Here is an 18641-nt window from a genome sequence, read left to right as displayed (position 1 = left end):
CTTTTATGGCACCACAAAAGGACAAGACGGTCGGTACAGTCAACCGTGGGCACTGCGCCATAGGCCTTGCCGTGCGCGTGGGCGGCATGGTGGGCGGCATGCTTGCCGGCGCCAACGCAGGCATTGCCGAGACAACGGACGGCGCGTGGGACCGTGTCGAGGAAATCAGTGTCACGGTAGCCAGGAGCGAGGAACGGGCGCTTCAGCCAGCCCACACGCTTGATGAGCAAGCGATCGAGCGCCGCCAGCCGACCGATTTTACCGAGGTGTTCCGTGCCGTTCTGGGCGTGGGTATCCGCACCAATTCGCGCGGGGAAGCCGTGCTTCGGCTGCGCGGTTCCGAAGAACGCCAGTCACAGATATTCATCGACGGGGCACCGATCAGCGTGCCCTGGGACGGCCGTGCCGACCTGTCCCTGTTTCCGGCAAGCTTCATCAGGAAGGTGAACATCTTGAAAAGCGCCGCACCCATTGAGTATGGCGCCAACGCGGTTCTTGGTGTGGTTGATATCTCCACCTATGAGAAGGCGGACGCCTTCAGGCTGAATGCCAGATCTGAGATGGGCTCGCATGGCTCCCGTCTTGTTGAAGGGGAAGTTTTTGTGCCCCTTGAAGGGGCAAGCCTGCAACTGGGTGGCAACCATTTCAAAAGAGATGCCGTCACAGTCGCGAGCCGTGACCCCATTCCGTTCGACCCGCTGGCAGGTGATGGCCGGACCAACACCGACCTCGAAAGCACAAGCTTTTTTGGGGCCGCCGCCCTTGAACGGGATTGGGGCACCGTGCGCATCAGCGCCATGGATATCGACGCAAAAAAAGGTATTGCCGCCGCGGCCCACATCGACCCGGCGGAAGGTAATCCCCGCTTCTGGCGCTATCCCGATTGGCACATGACCCAGATCAGCCTTGCGGGCGACATATCCATCAGTGAGGCGACCGACCTGCGCATCAACAGCTGGCACCAACGGTTCAGCCAGCAAATCGTATCCTATGGTGATGTATCTTATAGCGTGGCTGAAGAGAGGCAGGACGACCGGGACCGCACCTATGGCGGACGACTGGTCCTGTCCCACGACTGGCGGTATCTGACCACGCGGCTTGTTACCTCCCTGCAGGAAAGCACGCACACGCAAACCGAGACAGACCTGCTGGCCAACAGCAGCGGCGATCCGGAACGCTTTCGCCAACGGCTTTTCAGTATCGGCGGTGAAGTAGATATTCCCATCAGCGATAGGGTGAAAAGCTCCTTTTCGGTTGCACATGACCGGGCCACCACACCGCTGACCGGTGGGCGCCCGATGCAGGACGCAATCTCCAAGTGGGCCGCAGCAGCAGCGGCTGAATGGCAGGCCACGCCTGACCTGACGGTAACGGCAACGATTGGCCAACGCACGCGTTTCCCAACCATGCGCGAACTGTACGGCAACGCGCTGGGCCGCTTCCTCCTGAACCCTGACCTGAAGCCGGAAACAGCCCTGGTGGGTGATATAACGTTCGCGTGGGTGCCGACCGACCAGCCGTTTGAACTTACGGTCACGCCATGGTTTACCCGAATTGGTGACACGCTGTCACAGCGAAATGTGACCGTGGACGGCATAGCGCGCCGGCAACGGTTCAATCTTGATGGGTCCAGGGGGATTGGCATTGAGGCCGGAATCGTCTGGCAGGCATCCAGCGCCGTCACGCTTGAGGCCAACGCCTTCTGGCAGGACCTGAAAGCTGACCGCGACGCAGAAGGCAACCGCCACACGCTTTATCAACGGCCCGAGTCCCAGCTGCTGCTGGCAGCAAACTATGAGACGCCGGGCGGCAGCAGTCTGCGCGCAGAAATGAACCATCTGGGCCAGGCCTTTGATGAAAATGAGGATGGCATCCTGGCACGGCTTGGTACGTCGACAGAATTCAATGTTAAATTCTACATGCCTGTAAAACAGACAGACTACGGCGTCTGGCAAATCTATGGCGCCGTAAACAATATTACCGACACGACCATACTACCTCAGCTCGGCCTGCCGGATGCCGGGCGCACGTTCAAATTGGGTATCCGTTTGAAAAGTGACTGAGGCCAACAAATGTCCGGCACGTGACACATAAGGGGGTCACGATAGGGGAAACTGCAATTCAACCAGGATGGGAAACGACTTCCCGGCCTGACGTGGAAAACTGAGGAAAAAGGAGGGACACCTATGAAGCTCGGTGTGAATATAGCACTTGCCATTATGCTGGCCACAACGCCGGCACTGAGTGCGGACGATGAAAAATTGATGTCGGCGAAAACGTTTGATGGCCTCAAGGTCAGAAACATTGGTCCGGCTTATATGTCGGGGCGGGTTGCTGACATTGCAGTCGATCAGACCGATCCAGCTACCTGGTATGTCGGCATTGGCTCCGGCGGTGTTTGGAAAACAGAAAATGCGGGCACGACCTGGTCGCCGATTTTCGACGATGAGGCGGTCTATTCCATTGGTGACGTTACCATCGACCCAAGCAACCCGAATATCATCTGGGTGGGCACGGGTGAAAACAACGGCGGTCGTCATATCGCCTTTGGTGACGGTGTCTACAAGTCCCTGGACGGTGGCAAGACCTGGAAAAACATGGGGCTGAAAAAGTCTGAGCACATCGGCGACATCATTGTTCATCCAACCGATTCCAATACCGTCTGGGTATCCGCCCAGGGCCCGCTTTGGTCGGGCGGCGGTGAACGCGGCCTCTTCAAGACCACCGACGGCGGCCAGACCTGGCGCAACGTTCTGGAAGGCGACGAATGGACGGGCGTAGGCTCCGTCGCGATCGACCCAAGGAACCCGAACAAGCTTTATGCCGCCAAATGGCAGCGCCAACGGACGATCGCTAATCTCATCGATTCCGGCCCGGGTTCCGGTCTCTATACGTCTGATGACGGCGGGGAAACCTGGCGTCAGATGACCGAAGGCCTGCCGAAGGGATCCATGGGTAAATCCAGCATTGCTGTTTCCCCCATCAATCCTGATGTCGTCTATGCCTCGATCGAACTTGATGAGCGCAAAGGTGGTTTCTGGCGCTCCTCCGACCGGGGCGCAAGCTGGGTGAAGATGTCCGATGTAGCGGCGGGGGGTACCGGCAATCACTATTACCAGGAGATCTTCACAGACCCACATACGTTCGACATGGTCTATTTTTCAAATAATGCCAGCAAGGTTACCAAGGATGGCGGCAAAACATGGGAAACCATGAATCTGAAGAACCGCCATGTGGATGACCACGCGTTCGCGTTCCACCCTGATGACCCGGACTTCATTCTGGTTGGCTCTGACGGCGGCCTTTATGAAAGCCGCGACGACATGAAAACCTGGCGCTTCAACCAGAGCATTCCGGTCACGCAATTCTACAAGATCGCGGCTGACGACGATTTCCCATTCTACAACGTTTATGGCGGCACGCAGGACAACTCCACGCAGGGTGGGCCCAGCCGCACCAAGCGCGCGGACGGCATCAAAAATTCCGATTGGTATATCATTCTGGGTGCGGACGGCCACCAGCCGGCAACAGAGCCTGGCAACCCGGATATTGTCTATGCCCAGTGGCAGAAGGGCAGCCTGAACCGATATGACCGCAAGCTGCGCGAGACAGTCTTTATCCAGCCTCAGCCGAAGCCCGGCGAACCCGCTGAACGCTTCAACTGGGACGCGCCGATCAATGTTTCCCACCATGATCCAAAGCGGCTTTATCACGCCTCACAGCGCCTGTGGCGGTCTGACGACCGGGGCGACACCTGGACAGCCATTTCCCCAGACCTGACCCGTAACGGCAACCGCTTGCGTATGCCGATGATGGGCCGCACCTGGGGGCCTGAAGCAGGCTGGGACCTATATGCCATGTCCGATTTCCACACAATCGCGAACGTGGCGGAAAGCCCGATCGACGAGAATATCCTGTATGTCGGCACCGACGATGGCCTTATTCAGGTGACGTCTGACGGCGGCGAGACCTGGACCCGCTATGAGATCGGCAAGATCAAGGGCGTGCCAGACAATGCCTATGTCAATGACATCCGGGCTGATCGCTTCGATGCCGACACGGTGTATGCTGCCCTCGATAACCACAAGGAAGGCGACTATAAGCCGTATCTGATCAAGAGCACCAACCGTGGCAAATCCTGGAAGATGATCACTGGTGGGCTGCCAGAGAAAACTCTTGTGTGGCGTATCACCCAGGATCATGTGAACAAGGACCTGATGTTCCTTGGTACCGAGTTCGGCCTGTATTTCACCGTCACGGGCGGCGAAAACTGGGTTGAGCTGACAGGCGGCGTTCCTACCATTTCCTTCCGCGATGTCCGCATCCAGCGACGGGAAAATGACCTGGTGGCTGGCAGCTTCGGTCGCGGCATCTTCATCCTGGATGACTATTCACCGCTCCGCAGCCTGAACGCCGACACGCTGGAAGAGGAAGCCCTTCTTTTCGCCAAAGCCCAGAACCTGATGTACCTCGAAGACGAACTGCACAGCGACAGCCAGGGTGACGACCAGTGGGTGGCCGAAAACCCGCCTTATGGTGCAACCTTCACCTACTATCTGAAGGACAGCTTCAAGACCGCCAAAGACAAACGCGTCGAGGCAGACAAGAAGCTGGCGAAGGATGGCAAGGATGTTGTCTACCCGGCTTGGGACGTGCTGGAGGCGGAACTGCGCGAGGACGAGCCTGCAGTCTTCGTGACCGTCAAGGATGCTGCTGGCGCCATGGTTCGCCACGTGCCAGCCGCTAACAAGAAAGGCATCCAACGCGTAACCTGGGACTTCCACCACGCGCTCAAGGAAGCCATCACCAACGAGCCGCGCCCATCCTGGATGGGGCCTGCCCGTGGGGTACGGGCGCTGCCGGGCACTTATACGGCCACGCTCAATGTCCGCCAGGGCGGTGTGATCCGCGAGCTGACGTCGCCGGTCTCCTTCGAAGTGGTCGACTATATCGAGCCAACCCTTGAAAAGTCCACGCCAGCCGAGGTGCAAGCCTTCCAGGAGAAAATAGTGCGGATTGACGCGGCGATTGACGCTGCGAGCCTGACAATTGCCGACCTGCAGAAGCAACTTGAAGGCTACCGCACAGCGCTTGACCGCACAGCCGACAGGGCCGCGCTTGAGGCGCAGTTTGCCGCGATCCGTGCTGAGCTCTTCAGCCTTGATGAAGCCATCAACGGCAAGAAGGCCGATGACCAGAAGGGTGCGGAACCGGCGACAATCAGCAGCCGGGTGTCTTTCGCCAAAGGAAGCGCAGGCAGCTATTATGGCCCAACGCCTCAAAGCCATGAACAGCTCGGCTACGCCCTGGATGCTTTCGCGGGTGTCCGCGAGCGCCTTATCGCGCTGACCGAGACCACAATCCCGGCATTTGAGAAGGCCATGCTGGACGCTGGTGCACCGTGGGTTCGCGGTGCGGATATGCTTCCGCCGCTCGACTAAAGCGCAGGCCGCAAAGCGGAGCAACCGCTCAAGGAAACAGGAACCACCGGGTGCGCCCGGTGGTTCTCCTCTGAAGAGGCCTGGTAATGTGCCTCTCCTGCCCCCATCAAATGCTGGCCAAGATTTTGGGCACGGACAAATGCCCGAGCCCTTCCGCGTTTCGTGCCTGCCCAAATCGGTTCAATTCAGGTCAGTTTGATTTGCATCAAGTCCCTCGTGGCTCAGCCCTCTAATGTGCATGCAACACAACAGTGGAATCAGACATGCATATAGATCTCTACCGGAAGGCAGCACCGATTGCTGCAAGATCGATCCGTCTCCTGCCTCTCGCCCCAGCCAACCTGGCCTTGTCTGTGCTGGCCAAGCGCATGTCACGCAGGCATGGGGCTATTCTCGACCGCCTGCGGCCGATAGCAGGCAAGAAATTCTTGATCAAGATCACCGACCTTGGGGTGACCCTTCTGCTATCGGTGCACCACCATGCAGTGGCGGTGAAAATCGTTCGACAGGCCACCCCCAGCGATGTTGGCATTGAAGGGGCTCTGCCCCTGCTTGTTGCGCTGATTGAGGGGGAGATGGACGGTGATGCCCTTTTCTTCACCCGTGACCTGACGATCAGCGGCGACACAGAAGCCCTGCTGACCCTGAGGAACGCGCTGGACAGCGCGGATTTCAGCCTGCAGCGCGAAATTCTGGCGGCGGCAGGCCCCCTTGGCACTGCCCTATCGCACGCAAAAAGGGCACTCGAAGGGCCCCACCATAGAGACCAAAACTGGCAATCCGGACACCCCTCATGACAAAACTTGAACTGATATGCCCCGCCGGCACACCCGCCGCGCTTCGGGTAGCCGTGGATGCGGGGGCCGACGCGGTCTATATGGGCTTCCGGGATGAAACCAACGCCCGCAATTTCCCGGGGCTGAATTTCTCGCGCGATGAACTTGGAGAGGCCCTTGCCTATGCCCACGCGCGTGGGTCGCAGGTATTCCTGGCGGTGAACACCTATGCCCGCGCGGGCGACCCGGCGCCGTGGCATGCCGCGATCCGGTCCGCGTCCGAGCTTGGGGTGGACGCGCTGATCCTGGCGGACATCGGCCTCCTGGACTATGCCTGCGCCAACTTCCCAGACCTCAGGCTGCATCTGTCGGTGCAGGCGTCGGCATCCAACCCCTCTGCGATCAATTATTACCAGGACCGGTTCGACATCAAACGCGTGGTGCTGCCGCGTGTCCTGACCGTGCCTGAGATCGGACGACTGAACGCGGACATCAATGTGGAGACGGAAGTGTTTGCCTTTGGCGGCATGTGCCCGATGGCCGAGGGCCGCTGCACGCTTTCGTCCTATATCACCGGCAAATCACCGAACCAGAACGGTGTCTGCTCGCCAGCCAGCCATGTGGCCTATGAGCGAACAGAAGAAGGGCTGACAAGCAAGCTGGGCGGCTTCACCATCAACCGCTTCGCGGATGATGAAAACGCCGGTTACCCCACCTTGTGCAAGGGCCGCTTCAAGACCGGCGATAACGCGCGCTACCTGTTCGAGGAACCGACGAGCCTTGATATCACCCCGATCCTGCCGGACCTCCAGGCCGCGGGCGTGACCGCATTGAAGATTGAAGGCCGACAACGCAGCAAGGCATACGTGCGCGATGTGGTTACTGCCTTCCGGGCCGCGATTGACGGCACGCCCGGCACAGCGGCTGGCGTCAGCCACCTGACGGAAGGTAACCGCAACACCACAGGCGCATATGGGAAGAAATGGCTATGACACACACAACAACCGCCCCAACCTTGTCAATGGGCCCCCTGCTGTTCAACTGGACAGCCGACGACATGCGCGACTTCTATTTCCGCGTCGCCGACGAAGCAGACCTGGATGTCGTCTATTTCGGAGAAGCCGTGTGTGCCAAGCGCCGCCCGTTTCACCTGCCGCACTATGGCGATATCATCGACCGGCTGGAGCGCGGCGGCAAGCGGGTGATCCTTTCAAGTCTGCAACTGGTGATGGACACGAAAGATCAGGCCGCCCTGGATGACATCATGGCCTTCGCTGGCACCAACATGATCGAGGCCAACGACCTGTCTGCCTGCGCAGCGCTGGCGGGCACGCCGCACGCGCTGGGGCCTTCGGTCAATGTCTATAACGAGGGCACGCTCAAATATTTTGAAAAGGAAGGCGCCAAGCGGATTTCACTGAACCCGGAACTGCCGAAAGCCAGCCTAGAGGCCCTGGCCAAAGCGGCCGAAGCTGAGCTGGAGGTGCAGGTGTTTGGCCGCGCGCCACTGGCGATTTCGGCCCGCTGTTTCCACGCCCGGCATCATGGCCTGGCCAAAAGCGGCTGCCAATATGTCTGCGACAAAGACCCCGACGGCCTGGCGGTTGAAACGCTGGACGACCAACCGTTCCTGGCCATAAACGGCCTGCAGACCCTGTCGCACGCCTACCTGTGCCTGACGCACGAGCTTGAGCCCCTGAAGGCAATGGGCATCAAAAATTTCCGGCTGACACCCCATACCACCGATATGGTGCAGGTAGCTGCCCTGTTCCGTGACTGCGCAGGGGGCAAAACAAGCGGGCAAGAGGCCGCCCAAAAGCTTCAACACCTACTGCCGGACGTGCCGCTTTCGAACGGTTTCTTCCACGGCGAAGCGGGCCTCAGTTTCGTGGCTTAGCCCGCCCCGCCCTGCAAGGGAAATCAGGCCGCCTGCTTCCGCGGCCTGACCAACATCATGCCATACCGCAGCACGAACATCAGGAAACCCGCGGCCCACAAAAGGCCGGAGACCGACAGCAGCATGCTATAGGCATCGGGCGCCAGGGGTGCAGACACCCGCAGGGCCGCTGAAAGAAAGATGGCCAGATACATGGCTGCGCCGAAGCCCCCCGCCGCAAGGTCGCGGCCTGTGTGCCCCAGCGTGGCGCGGGACATGACAGCAAGCGGCATCAGCCCCATCAGGCCCGCTGTCAGGGCGTGAATACCAGCGCTGGGGGTGATGCCGGCATTCGGCAGAAGCACGTCCAGCCCGAGAAGCGCCAGCCCGATCGGTATCCACAGGTAGGCTGCATGGAGCACCAGCACAATGGCGCTAGTGATCGTGGCCCAGCCCTTCCAGCGCGCAAGCCGCACCAGATGGCCAGCGCCCACCAGCACAAGAAGGCCACCCGCCACCATGCTTTGCGGCCCTACAACCCACAAGGCAAGCGCCGCGGCGGTGGCCAGCAGGAGAATCTTGTCAAACTGGCCAAATGGAATGGGACGCGTGGCCTTGCCCGACTTGATCAGCCAGTTTGTCGTGAAGCTGGGCACAATGCGGCCACCAATCAGCGCATTCAGAAGCACAATCAGCGCAAGGGCGGCCCGCACGGCATAGTCGCCGGAAAACAGCCCAAGCGTTTCAATATGGAAGGCAATGTTGCTGGCCGCCAGCAGGCTGATGATCAGGCAAACCGGAGCGTTGCGCCAGTTCTTGCCCGCGATCACCTCGCGGCTGACAATCGCGGCCACCGCGAGCAGGAAAACGCTGTCCACCGTGGCGGCTGTTACCGGCTGTACCGGCACCAGCACGGCCAGCCGCCCCAGCATCCACGCCAGTGTGAGCATCAGAAGCGGCATGCCGGAAATGGGCAGCCGCCCTGTCCAGTTGGGGATGGCCGTCAGCAGAAAGCCAGTGATCACCGCCGCCAGATAGCCGAACAGCATTTCATGGATATGCCAGCGCATTGGGTCCATCCCGCCCGGCAGGTCACCCCCGTGGGTGAAAAGGTAAAGCCAGGCGGGCACCAGGAAGGCTGCGGCCAATCCGCCCAACAGAAAGAAGGGACGAAAACCGAAACTGAGAAAGGCGGGGCCTTGATACCGTTTTGCGGACATGGATAAACTCCTGCAACTGATTTGCAATATCATAGCGTAAAGTTATAAAAAATGCCGGGCGCTTATTGTCGCACCCGGCACTTTGATTTTCCGAGCCGGCAGTTGCAGGCTTAGAATTTCGCCTGCAGCGTGAACCAGATCTTGTCGGTGTCAGCCGAGAAGGAATCTGCGTTATAGAAAGCCGCTTTCACGCTGGCCGTCAGATATTTGTTGATCTTCTTGGATACAAGGAAGTCAATTTCACTGCCGTAGGAAATCCCGCCGGTATCGCTTGAAAAGTCGTGATACACCGCCTTGAAAAGCGTGCCTCCGAAGGCGCCATCACCCGGCACCTTATAGGCCACAGACACAAACACGTCCTCAAGGCCGTTCGCAGGTGTGCCCAGGAACTTATCGGCCCAGCCATTAAAGGCATGGAGCGTGGCAAGCGGGGTCTGGAACGCCACGCCATTGTCGCTGCCCAGCAGCTCGTAGCCCACCTGGCCTGTCACGCTGCCCGCAGTCGCAGACAGGCTGCCGCGCCAATAATCAGCCGAAAAATCATTCGGATTGTCTTTATAGTCAGACTGCGACGCATACTCGAGCTCATACCCGACCTTAAGGCCGTCAGACACTGTCTGCTTGCCGTCAAGGCGCACACCGAATGTGCTTGAGGACAGCCCCAAAACTGGCGCGTCATTCAGGTCGATCAGGTAAGCGTATGCCGTGATGTTGGCGAATTCGAAGCCTTTGTAGCCCAGGTTGAACACATGGGTGTTGGTGTCCAGGTCACCAAGTGGGTGATCCTCACCAAAAATGCGGTTCACATTCCAGACATAGCCATAAACGGCCGTCAGGTCCTTCGCTGGGGTCGCGATTGCGGCCACCGCATCGTATGTCTGGTCATTCTGGCGGAAGCCCACGGTGCCGACAAAACGCTGGTTGCCAAGGTTGATGCCCTGGCGGCCACCCTTGAGGGTCACATATTCGTTTTTATATTGAATATAGGCTTGGTTCAGCTCTGTGGTGTCCGGGTCAGCCACCACCGGGCGGGTGATATTGCCGTTTACAGTATCGTTGAAAGTGTCCTGCCCAACGTGCGTGGTATTGGTGCCTTCAATATAAGCACTGAAACCATGCAGATCACCTGTGCGGTACCAGATTTTGGTCAGCAGCGTCGATGCTGTGGCCTTCTTGGAAAAACCGTCCTGATCCACAAGTTCAAGCCTGTAGCGGAGATCGAGCCCCGCGTCGCCATCCTGCAGGAAGTTACCGGTGTCTTCGGCGGCTGCGGCGCCGGATGCAGCAATTGCAAATGAGCTAACAGCAATCAATAGGGGGCTCTTTTTCATGGTTCGACTCCTTAAAAACCCTTCAATGAGTGTGTTTTAGCTGCATCAGTGATGTCATTACCTGATCCAGATCAAGTAGATGAAAAAATTGGAGAATTTGACAATATGTCGCACCCTGGTGTTGCGCTAGCGACACAGTCGGCGAAAGCGGCCTTCTTCCGGTCGGTACGAGAGGAGCTCGCCACTGTCCACATGGAAATACCAGGCGTGAAGCGTGAGGGTTTTGTCCTGAACCGCCTGGCGCACCCAGGGGTATCCGGCGAGGTTCTGGATGGAGACAAGCGCCCCCTCCATTTCCGCAAGCCGCAGGCATTCTTCATGGTCGCCTTCCGGATCACAATTTTCCAGGACCGCCTCTCGTGCGGGCGCCAGAATGCCTACCCAATCTGCGATATAGTCATCTTCACCTGTGTCGAACCGGTCTTCCGGTTTTTCGGCCATCAGGGCGGCGATGCCGCCACAGCCCGAATGCCCCATCACGATGATATGTTCGACCTTGATGTGGTTGACCGCATACTGAATAGCAGCACCCAGGGACTTGTGGTGGCTTTCGCCTTTTTCATATGGCGGTACGATATTGGCCACATTATTGACCACGAAAATCTCGCCAAGGCCGGCGTGGGTCAGAATGGCGGGATTCACCCGACTGTCGCTGCAGCCGATGATCAGAACCTTGGGCGCCTGCCCTTTCGAGGCCCACGTGCGGTAGGCCTCGTATTTCTTTTCCAAATATTCGGCGCGGAAGATTTTATAGCCTTCGAGCAGTTCTTCGTAGGAGTCCATCAATGCACCTGTGTATTCCCGCTATGCGGTGTGAAGCCTGAATGCTGAAAGCCTAGAGCGCAGCCGCGAGATCAAACCCCGCAATCTTTGCCCTTCCAGCGAGGTCCAATATGTAAGACTGAATTCCATGGCGAATGCTCCTGGTGTGAAGATAGTCGCGGATACGGGCCTCAACCTCGCCGAAGGGCAGAGGCATCTTGGCGCCCTCGCCCGCGCTGAACCGCTCAATATTCTGGTCGTAATAATGGCGGCACACCTCAGGCGTGGCTTCTGGCGCCGTTACTTCGGCCTGGATCAGCTTCATGATCCCGGCATCGAAGGCCTCTTCGGTCGCATCTTCCTCCAGGAAGCCTTTTTCAATGGCTTCCTGGCGCAACAGTTCACGAACAAGGAGGGCCTTGGCCGCCTCGTCACGGGCGGCCTCCCTGTTTGGCGCAGGGTGGAACTGCATTTCCTTGAACACATCGTCGTCCGAGATTTCGGTCTTGTTCACAAAGATAGGCATGGTTCAGGCCCTCTTGCGTACGATCTGATAGCCAGACCGGAAGATATATTTGATCGGCGCGGACAGCACATGCACGAGCCGGGTGAAGGGGAACAGCACGAAGATCGTGAGCCCAAGAACGATGTGCAGCTTGAACACCAGTGGTTCATGCAGCACGAAGTCTGCAGCTCCGCCGCGGAAGGTCACGATATGCTGGGCCCAGTTGGCCAGCGCAATCATGGAGCTGCCGTCCGGATGCTGGGCAGAGGCCGGAATGGTGGCAAGGCCCAGGATCAGCTGCACATACAGCACCAGAAGGATCATGATATCCGCCGGTTTGCTGGTGGCCCGGATACGCGGGTCTGTCAGACGCCGCACCAGAAGGATGGTCATGCCGATAAAGCAGATGGTGCCGAAGATGCCACCGGCGATCATTGCCATTTTCTGCTTGGCCGCAGCCGTCATCACCAGGTGATACACGCTTTCCGGCGTCAACAGCCCGACAAGGTGGCCGAAGAACAGCAGAATGATGCCCACATGGAACATGTTGCTGCCCGCCCGCATGCCCTTCGAGCGCAGAAGCTGGCTTGAACCCGCTTTCCAGCTGTATGGGTCCTGGTCGTAGCGAAGGATCGAGCCCATCACCATGATGACGATGGCAAGGTAGGGGTAAATCCCGAAGAAGAAGTCATTGAGATAAGCTGACATTCTTGCCTCCTATCACTGAACGGTGGGCGCGGCGCCTGCCGTGCCCTGATGGCGGGTTGCGGATGGACACACTGCGCAGGATGCGTCGCCGTCGAAGGCGGGAGTTTCCTCCCACTCCTTGTCAAGCGCCTCCAGGCTCGTGTCTTCCTGTTCGGCGTCCAGGAGCGCCTGCTCGACGAACTTTTCGTCAGCCTTGGCGTCCGAGAGTGCCTCCAGCGCGCGGTACACATGCTGGTAGCCCAGTTTCTTGGCCTTCAGCTTGGCACCCACGGCCCCCAGGATATGGACGGTTTCACCCAGAAGCTCCTTGGCCTGCTCAAACGGCAGGATCGCCAGGAACTCAAGGAACAGCGGCAGGTAATCCGGCAGCTCGCGGGCCGCGAGCTCGAACCCATGGCTTTTATAAAGGTCCAGCAGGTCCACCATGGCCTGGCCGCGGTCACGGCTTTCGCCGTGCACATGCTCAAACAGGTAAAGCGAATGTGCGCGCGACCGGTCAAAGTTGGCCACATAGTCTTCCTGCACACGCATCAGGTTCCGACGCGCCAGATCGTCCATGAAGCCAAGAAGCGGCTTCATGATTTTCTGCGGGATGAGCTTCTCTTCCGTGATAACGGCCTTCAGCTCATCCATATGTTGCTGCAGGTCTTCTGTTGGATAGGCAAGCAGCATGCCCATGATCTTGAAGGTACGCATCAGCCTCTCCTTACGTTGCCGGACATGGTGTTTTTGTGGGTTTTGCCGCCAAACATGCCGCCAGAGCGGGCACTGCCGCCACTGCAGCCGTTGCCGAAGCTGAAGCCACAAGCCGACCGGCTTTCAAACGCGATCTCGTTATCGAACGGCGTTTTGCCCGCATATTCACGGTGGTTGGTCGGGATAACGAAGCGGTCGTCATAGTCCGCCAGCGCCATGATCTTGTACATGTCGGCCACGGTGCGTTCGTCCAGACCCACGCGGTCCAGCACGTCCACATTGCCTTCGCCGCCCACGGTTTTACTGCGCATGTAGCTGCGCATGGCCATCATGCGCTCAAGCGCATGGACAACCGGTTCTTCCTTGCCGCCTGTCAGCATATTGGCCAGGTATTTCACCGGAATCCGCAGGCTTTTCACGTCAGGCATGATGTCGTCGCCGGCAATCTTGCCTTCCGCATACGCGCTTTGGATCGGTGACAGTGGTGGGATGTACCAGACCATTGGCAGCGTGCGGTATTCAGGGTGCAGCGGGAAGGCCACTTTCCAGTCCATCGCCATTTTATAGACAGGCGAGTTCTTGGCAGCCTCGAGCCAGCTGTCCGGGATACCGTCCTTGCGCGCCTGTTCGATCACAGCCGGGTCGTGCGGGTCCAGGAAGATGTCGGTCTGAGCCTCATAGAGGTCCTCCTCATCCGGCGTGGAGGCCGCTTCTTCAATCCGGTCCGCATCATAGAGCAACACACCCAGATAGCGGATACGGCCCACGCAGGTTTCGGAACACACAGTCGGCTCGCCGTTCTCGATGCGCGGGAAGCAGAAGGTGCATTTTTCCGATTTGCCGGACTGCCAGTTGAAGTAGATCTTCTTGTAAGGGCAGCCAGACACGCACATGCGCCAGCCACGGCATTTGTCCTGGTCGATCAGAACGATGCCGTCTTCCTCACGCTTGTAGATCGCGCCTGATGGGCAGGATGCAGCGCACGTGGGGTTCAGGCAGTGTTCGCACAGCCGCGGCAGATACATCATGAAGGTATTTTCGAACTGGCCGTAAATGTCCTTCTCGACGTCCTTGAAGTTATAGTCCTTCGACCGCTTCTCGAACTCGCCACCCAGGATTTCTTCCCAGTTGGGGCCCCATTCTGGCTTTTCCATCGTCTGGCCGGTGATCACGGAATGCGCCCGCGCCGTTGGCACGGTTTTGGATTCCGGCGCATTCTGCAGGTGGGCATAGTCGAAGGTGAACGGCTCGTAATAGTCGTCGATCTCCGGCAGGTCGGGGTTGGCGAAAATGTTCGCCAGCACCCGGAACTTGCCACCGATCTTCGGCTGGATCTTGCCGTTGGTCTTCCTTTCCCAGCCGCCGTTCCAGCGGTCCTGGTTTTCCCATTCACGGGGGTAGCCCACGCCCGGCTTGGTCTCAACATTGTTGAACCAGGCATATTCCACACCTTCCCGGCTGGTCCACACGTTCTTACAGGTGACCGAGCAGGTGTGGCAGCCAATGCATTTGTCCAGATTGAGGACCATGCCGATTTGTGCACGTATTTTCATGAGCTTATCTCCTACTCGGCGGCCTGGGAGGAAGCTTCTTCCATGCCCCAGTCAATGTTGTCGACACGGCGCACCACCACGAATTCGTCGCGGTTGGAGCCGACTGTGCCGTAATAGTTGAACCCGTAAGCCAGCTGCGCGTAGCCGCCGATCATGTGGGTTGGCTTGACCACCGCCCGGGTTACCGAGTTGTGGATGCCGCCCCGACCGCCCGTGGTGTTGGAGACAGGTGTGTTAATCATCTTCTCCTGGGCGTGGTACATCATGGTCATGCCTTCCGGCACACGCTGGGATACGACCGCCCGCGCCATGATGGCGCCGTTGGTGTTATAGAGCTCGATCCAGTCGTTATCCTCGACATCGATCTTCTTCGCGTCGATTTCCGACAACCAGACCACTGGCCCGCCCCGGTTCAGCGTCAACATCAGCAGGTTGTCGCTGTAGGTGGAGTGGATGCCCCATTTCTGGTGCGGGGTGATCCAGTTCAGCGCCACCTGCTTGTGGCCGCGGGCGAACTTGTCCTTCACCGGCTCAACCGTTTTGGTGTTGACCGGAGGTTTGTAGACACAGAAGCCCTCGCCAAAATCACGCATCCATTCGTGATCCTGGTAGAACTGCTGGCGACCGGTGAGCGTGCGCCATGGGATCAGCTCATGCACGTTGGTGTAGCCGGCGTTATAGCTGACATGCTCGTCCTCAAGGCCCGACCATGTTGGCGACGAGATGATCTTGCGCGGCTGCTGCTTGATGTCGTGGAAGCGGATTTTTTCCTCTTCCTTCGGCTTGGCCAGGTGCGTGTGTTCGCGCCCTGTGATCTCGCCGAGCGCAGCCCAGGACTTCACAGCCACATGGCCGTTGGTCTCTGGCGCGAGGGAGAGCACCACTTCAGTTGCGTCCACGTCGGACACAATCTTCGGCATGCCTTCATTGGCACCGGGTTCGTCATGGACACCGTTCAGACGGCCAAGAAGCTCGACCTCCTCTTCGGTTTTCCAATTGATACCCTTACCGCCATTGCCAACATTCGCCATCAGCGGACCAAGGGCCGTGAAACGCTTGTAGGTGTTCGGGTAATCCCGCTCCACTTCGACGATCGCAGGCATGGTCTTGCCCGGAATTGGGTCGCATTCGCCCTTCTTCCAGTCTGTCACGCCCAGCGGCTGCGCCAGCTCGCCCGGGGTGTCATGCAGGATCGGCAAGGTAACGATGTCCTTCTCCACACCCAGGTGGCCAACGCAGATCTCCGAGAATTTCTCGGCCAGACCGCGGTAGATGTCCCAGTCAGACCGGCTTTCCCAGGCCGGATCAACGGCACGGGTCAGCGGGTGGATGAAGGGGTGCATGTCTGATGTATTGAGGTCGTTCTTTTCATACCAGGTGGCAGAAGGCAGCACGACATCAGAATAGACACATGTGGTGGACATGCGGAAATCAAGCGTGACCACCAAGTCCAGTTTGCCCTCTGGCGCTTCTTCGTGCCAGACAACCTCGCTTGGCTTCTTGCCGCCCAGCTCACCCAGGTCCTTGCCCAAGAGGCCATGCTGGGTACCCAGAAGGTGCTTCAGCATATATTCGTGGCCCTTGCCCGAAGACCCAAGGATGTTCGAACGCCAGATGAACATGTTGCGCGGGAAGTTTTTCGGATTGTCCGGGTCTTCGCACGCGAATTCGAGCTTGCCGGACTTCAGCTGGTCGACAACATAGTCGGCTGACTTCATGCCAGCTTCTTCAGCAGCCTTGGCAACCTTCAGCGGGTTTGCACCCAGCTGCGGCGCCGACGGCAACCAGCCCATGCGCTCAGACCGGACGTTACAGTCAATGAGACTGTGGTCTTCCCACTTCTTCTTGTCGGCGAGCGGGGAGAGGATCTCATCAACGCCGAGCTTCTCATATCGCCACTGGTTGGAGTGGTTATAGAAGAAGCTGGTGGAGTTCATGTGCCGGGGTGGGCGTGCCCAGTCCAGACCGAACGCCAGCGGCTGCCAGCCGGTTTGCGGACGCAGCTTTTCCTGCCCTACATAGTGGGCCCAGCCACCGCCGGATTTGCCCACACAGCCACACATGATCAGGAGGTTCATGATACCCCGGTAGATCATATCCATATGATACCAGTGGTTCACGGCGGCCCCCAGAATCACCATCGAACGACCGCGCGTCTGGTCGGCGTTGGTCGCAAACTCGCGCGCCACCTGGATCACACGCTCGCGGTCCACGCCAGTGATTTTTTCCTGCCAGGCCGGGGTGTAAGGAATGTCATCGTCATAAGACGCGGCAACATTGTCACCGCCCAGGCCACGATCGACACCATAGTTGGCAACCATCAGGTCGTAGACAGTCGCAACCTTGATGGGGCCGTCCTTGGTTTCAACGGTCTTCAGCGGCACATTGCGCTCAAGTATGCTTTCGTGGTCGGTATGCTGGAAGATCGGCTGATCGTTCTCCAGGTTGCCGAAATATGGGAAAGCAACGGCGGAGACTTCGTCTTCGCGGCCCACAAGGGTCACCTTCGGCCAGACATCGCTGCCGTCGGCAACATTCTTCAGCTCCAGGTTCCATTTCTTGGATTTGTCCCAGCGCGAACCGATGGTGCCGTTTGGCACAACCACATTGCCGGTGTTGCCGTCCAGGATGGCAGCTTTCCAGTCAGCATTCTCGCTTTCGCCCAGGGCGCCCTCGAAATCGGATGCACGGAGGAGACGGCTTGGCACAAGACGGCCATCCTTCTCCTCCATGCGCACGAGGAACGGCATGTCGGTGTACATGCGGCAATAGTCGTCGAAATATTCCGACTTACCGGCCACATGGAATTCCTTGAGGATCACATGCCCCATGGCCATCGCCATGGCGCTGTCTGTCCCTTGGCGTGGGTTCAGCCAGATATCCGTGAGCTTCGCAACTTCGGAATAGTCCGGCGTCACGGAAACGGTTTTGGTGCCCTTGTAGCGAACTTCGGTGAAGAAGTGGGCATCCGGCGTACGGGTTTGTGGCACGTTGGAACCCCAGGCAATGATATAGCCCGAATTGTACCAGTCCGCGCTTTCCGGCACGTCTGTCTGTTCGCCCCAGGTTTGTGGCGAAGAAGGCGGCAGGTCGCAGTACCAGTCATAGAAGGACATGCAAACACCGCCGATAAGCGACAGATAACGGCTGCCAGCTGCGTAAGACACCATGGACATAGCCGGGATCGGCGAGAAGCCGATAATACGGTCCGGGCCGTGTTCTTTGGCAGTGAACACATTCGCCGCCGCAATCAGCTCATTGGCTTCTTCCCAGGTTGCGCGCACGAAACCGCCAAGGCCGCGAACGCGCTTGTATTCCTGGGTCTTCTTAGGGTCGGAGACAATCGATTGCCAGGCATCCACAGGATCACCATGCTTGGCTTTCGCCTTGCGCCACAGCTCCAGGAGCCGGCCGCGCACCATAGGGTGCTTCAGCCGTGCCGCGCTGTAGAGATACCAGCTGTAGCTGGCACCACGGGCGCAGCCCCGAGGTTCGTGGTTCGGAAGATCAGGCCGGGTTTTTGGGTAATCCGTTTGTTGGGTTTCCCAGGTCACCAGACCGTTCTTCACATAGATTTTCCAGCTGCAGGAGCCGGTACAGTTCACCCCGTGGGTGGACCGCACGACCTTGTCGTGCGCCCAGCGGCCGCGGTAGGCCTTTTCCCAGTCCCGGCTTTCGTCAGTAGTGATACCGTGCCCGTCCGAGAATTTTTCGGGCGTTTTGGTGAAGTATGAGAGCCTGTCGATAAAGTTGCTCATGGATTGTCTCCGGAT

13 protein-coding genes are annotated in these 18641 nt (G+C 58.6%); 5 read left to right on the top strand and 8 right to left on the bottom strand.

The genetic code is table 11. The features are described from left to right. The first annotated feature begins 5 nt into the window (after window positions 1-5). From B3Z17_RS11395 to ubiV, 5 genes are all read left to right on the top strand, one after another. On the top strand, window positions 6-2063 hold the full coding sequence (locus B3Z17_RS11395; protein ID WP_286829893.1) for a TonB-dependent receptor plug domain-containing protein: 2058 nt from the start codon (window positions 6-8) through the stop codon (window positions 2061-2063). Between the two features lie 123 nt (window positions 2064-2186). Further along, window positions 2187-5441, top strand: a complete 3255-nt coding sequence (locus B3Z17_RS11390; RefSeq protein WP_286829892.1) for a VPS10 domain-containing protein — start codon at window positions 2187-2189, stop codon at window positions 5439-5441. A 263-nt stretch (window positions 5442-5704) separates the two neighbouring features. After that, entirely contained in the window at window positions 5705-6238 is a 534-nt protein-coding gene (ubiT, locus tag B3Z17_RS11385; RefSeq protein WP_068303857.1) for a ubiquinone anaerobic biosynthesis accessory factor UbiT, read from the top strand. Then, complete coding sequence (gene ubiU / locus B3Z17_RS11380) at window positions 6235-7209, top strand: ubiquinone anaerobic biosynthesis protein UbiU (protein WP_286829891.1); 975 nt, start codon at window positions 6235-6237, stop codon at window positions 7207-7209. Before ubiT ends, ubiU begins: the two co-directional genes overlap by 4 nt. Then, window positions 7206-8114, top strand: coding sequence for a ubiquinone anaerobic biosynthesis protein UbiV (gene ubiV, locus B3Z17_RS11375; RefSeq protein WP_286829890.1), 909 nt, complete (start codon window positions 7206-7208; stop codon window positions 8112-8114). The genes ubiU and ubiV overlap by 4 nt, the downstream gene beginning before the upstream one ends. Before the next feature lie 23 nt (window positions 8115-8137). On the opposite strand, the gene B3Z17_RS11370 is transcribed toward ubiV, so the two are convergent. The 8 genes from B3Z17_RS11370 to B3Z17_RS11335 form a co-directional block, all read right to left on the bottom strand. After that, window positions 8138-9313, bottom strand: coding sequence for an NnrS family protein (locus tag B3Z17_RS11370; protein ID WP_286829889.1), 1176 nt, complete (start codon window positions 9311-9313; stop codon window positions 8138-8140). Window positions 9314-9423: 110 nt separating this feature from the next. Further along, window positions 9424-10644, bottom strand: a complete 1221-nt coding sequence (locus B3Z17_RS11365) for an alginate export family protein (protein ID WP_068303867.1) — start codon at window positions 10642-10644, stop codon at window positions 9424-9426. Between the two features lie 126 nt (window positions 10645-10770). Further along, a complete protein-coding gene (locus B3Z17_RS11360; protein ID WP_068303869.1) occupies window positions 10771-11427 on the bottom strand; it encodes a carbonic anhydrase in 657 nt (218 codons plus the stop codon). A gap of 52 nt (window positions 11428-11479) precedes the next feature. Continuing rightward, window positions 11480-11932 (bottom strand): hypothetical protein, encoded by a 453-nt coding sequence (locus B3Z17_RS11355; protein ID WP_286829888.1) that lies wholly within the window; start codon window positions 11930-11932, stop codon window positions 11480-11482. 3 nt (window positions 11933-11935) lie between these two features. Beyond that, window positions 11936-12619, bottom strand: coding sequence for a respiratory nitrate reductase subunit gamma (gene narI / locus B3Z17_RS11350; protein WP_068303874.1), 684 nt, complete (start codon window positions 12617-12619; stop codon window positions 11936-11938). A gap of 12 nt (window positions 12620-12631) precedes the next feature. After that, window positions 12632-13315, bottom strand: coding sequence for a nitrate reductase molybdenum cofactor assembly chaperone (narJ, locus tag B3Z17_RS11345; RefSeq protein WP_068303876.1), 684 nt, complete (start codon window positions 13313-13315; stop codon window positions 12632-12634). Then, window positions 13315-14868: a nitrate reductase subunit beta gene (narH, locus tag B3Z17_RS11340; protein ID WP_068303878.1), complete on the bottom strand. Its 1554-nt coding sequence runs from the start codon at window positions 14866-14868 to the stop codon at window positions 13315-13317. The genes narJ and narH overlap by 1 nt, the downstream gene beginning before the upstream one ends. Window positions 14869-14879: 11 nt before the next feature. Beyond that, entirely contained in the window at window positions 14880-18626 is a 3747-nt protein-coding gene (locus B3Z17_RS11335; protein ID WP_286829887.1) for a nitrate reductase subunit alpha, read from the bottom strand. Window positions 18627-18641 lie beyond the last annotated feature (15 nt).

The sequence above is a fragment of the Kordiimonas sp. UBA4487 genome, from assembly GCF_002389025.1.
GTDB classification, from domain to species: domain Bacteria; phylum Pseudomonadota; class Alphaproteobacteria; order Sphingomonadales; family Kordiimonadaceae; genus Kordiimonas; species Kordiimonas lacus.
This window is presented reverse-complemented; position numbering and strand designations above follow the sequence as displayed.

Coding starts and splice junctions, on each gene's coding strand:
- B3Z17_RS11355 (WP_286829888.1), bottom strand. CDS start 11,932: ATGCCTATCTTTGTGAACAAGACCGAAATCTCGGACGACGATGTGTTC.
- ubiT (WP_068303857.1), top strand. CDS start 5,705: ATGCATATAGATCTCTACCGGAAGGCAGCACCGATTGCTGCAAGATCG.
- B3Z17_RS11365 (WP_068303867.1), bottom strand. CDS start 10,644: ATGAAAAAGAGCCCCCTATTGATTGCTGTTAGCTCATTTGCAATTGCT.
- B3Z17_RS11335 (WP_286829887.1), bottom strand. CDS start 18,626: ATGAGCAACTTTATCGACAGGCTCTCATACTTCACCAAAACGCCCGAA.
- ubiV (WP_286829890.1), top strand. CDS start 7,206: ATGACACACACAACAACCGCCCCAACCTTGTCAATGGGCCCCCTGCTG.
- B3Z17_RS11360 (WP_068303869.1), bottom strand. CDS start 11,427: ATGGACTCCTACGAAGAACTGCTCGAAGGCTATAAAATCTTCCGCGCC.
- B3Z17_RS11390 (WP_286829892.1), top strand. CDS start 2,187: ATGAAGCTCGGTGTGAATATAGCACTTGCCATTATGCTGGCCACAACG.
- narH (WP_068303878.1), bottom strand. CDS start 14,868: ATGAAAATACGTGCACAAATCGGCATGGTCCTCAATCTGGACAAATGC.
- B3Z17_RS11370 (WP_286829889.1), bottom strand. CDS start 9,313: ATGTCCGCAAAACGGTATCAAGGCCCCGCCTTTCTCAGTTTCGGTTTT.
- narI (WP_068303874.1), bottom strand. CDS start 12,619: ATGTCAGCTTATCTCAATGACTTCTTCTTCGGGATTTACCCCTACCTT.
- narJ (WP_068303876.1), bottom strand. CDS start 13,315: ATGCGTACCTTCAAGATCATGGGCATGCTGCTTGCCTATCCAACAGAA.
- ubiU (WP_286829891.1), top strand. CDS start 6,235: ATGACAAAACTTGAACTGATATGCCCCGCCGGCACACCCGCCGCGCTT.
- B3Z17_RS11395 (WP_286829893.1), top strand. CDS start 6: ATGGCACCACAAAAGGACAAGACGGTCGGTACAGTCAACCGTGGGCAC.